This is a genomic window from Streptomyces sp. NPDC050263 (assembly GCF_040655955.1).
In the GTDB taxonomy this organism is placed as follows: Bacteria; Actinomycetota; Actinomycetes; order Streptomycetales; family Streptomycetaceae; genus Streptomyces.
Genome location: NZ_JBFAKW010000301.1, coordinates 1 through 1335 on the forward strand (window position 1 = coordinate 1; position 1335 = coordinate 1335).

The 1335-nt window shown below is 68.2% G+C and carries 1 protein-coding gene; it reads right to left on the minus strand.

Going from position 1 to position 1335, the window contains the following annotated elements:
- Positions 1-38: 38 nt before the first annotated feature.
- Positions 39-1288, minus strand: a protein-coding gene (locus AB0J04_RS46155; RefSeq protein ID WP_363174736.1) for an IS3 family transposase whose coding sequence is annotated in 2 segments (ribosomal slippage) — positions 39-952 and positions 952-1288 — 1251 coding nt in all. Because the reading frame shifts where the segments join, the coding sequence is not laid out codon by codon here.
- Positions 1289-1335 lie beyond the last annotated feature (47 nt).

The following is a 1335-nucleotide window of genomic DNA, read 5'->3' on the forward strand; positions in this document are numbered from 1 at the left end:
GGGGGTTCCCCCCGAGAAGTGGACACCAGTTCGTGATGTTATGCGGCGAGTGTCATCGTATCCGACTGCAGTTCGTACTCCTGCTCCCGGGCGACGGGGCTGAGTTGGCCGTTGGCCGAGTGCCGTCGTCGGGTGTTGTAGTGGGTCAGCCAGCGGAAGACCTGCCGACGGCATGTGGTGGCCCCCGGGAAGCGGCGGGCGCCCTTGAGGATCTCCCGCTTCAGCGAGGCGTGGAAGCTCTCGCAGGCGGCGTTGTCCGCGGAGGTCCCGACCGCGCCCATGGACTGGGTGACGCCCAACTGCGCGCACAGGTCGGCGAACTGACGGCTGGTGTACTGCGCGCCGTGATCGGTATGGAAGATCGCTCCGTCGAGGCTGCCGCGGGTGGCGGCGGCCATCGTGAGCGCGTCGGCGACCAGACCGGTGCGCATGTGGTCGGCGATCGACCAGCCGACCACCCGGCGGCTGAAGCAGTCCAGCACGGTCGCCAGATAGAGGAACTCCCCGTCGCCGACGGGCAGATACGTGATGTCGCCCATGTACTTGGCGTTCGGCGCGGCGGCGGAGAAGTCGCGCCGGAACAGGTCCGGCACGGGGGTGGCGGACGGCTCGGGCACCGTGGTGCGGACTCTCTTGCGCAGGTGAGTGCCGACGATGCCGAAGGCACGCATGACCCGGGCCACCTTCTTTTCGTTGATCGGCGCTTGGTCGGCCTCCCGGAGCTCGGCGGTGATGCGCGGGGCGCCGTAGGCGCCGTCGAACTCGGCGTGTATGGCCTTGATCCTGGCGGCGAGGGCGGCGTCCGCCTGCTCGCGGGCAGTGCGGGTCGGGGCGGCGTCGCGCCACTTGTAGTAGCTGGAGCGCCGCACGTCCATGACCTGGCACAGCCGCTTGACGGGGAAGTCCTCCCGGTGGGCGGAGATGAACGTGAAGCGGCTCACCAGTTCATCTCCGAGGCGAAAAACTTCGTCGCCTTGCGCAGGATGTCGCGTTCCTGGGCGAGCTTCTGGTTGTCCTTGCGGACCGCCTTCAGCTCGGCCTCCAGGGCTGCGATGCGTTCGCGCAGCTCGTCGGGGTCGGCTTGGCCGGCCGGGGTGGTGCTGGTCACGTTCTTCCTGGTGGTGCCGGTGGCTTCAGTGCGGGCGCGGTGGGCGCTCACCCAGTTCCGCAGGGTCTCGCGGCTGACGCCGAGGTCGTCACCGATCTGGGAGTAGGTATGGCTCGGGTCCGATAGGTACAGCGCGACGGCGTCGGCCTTGAACTCGGGCGAGTATACCCTCATCACCATAAATGACTCCTTCTGGCCGGTCCCCTGCGGGGCCGGATCGAAGGTGT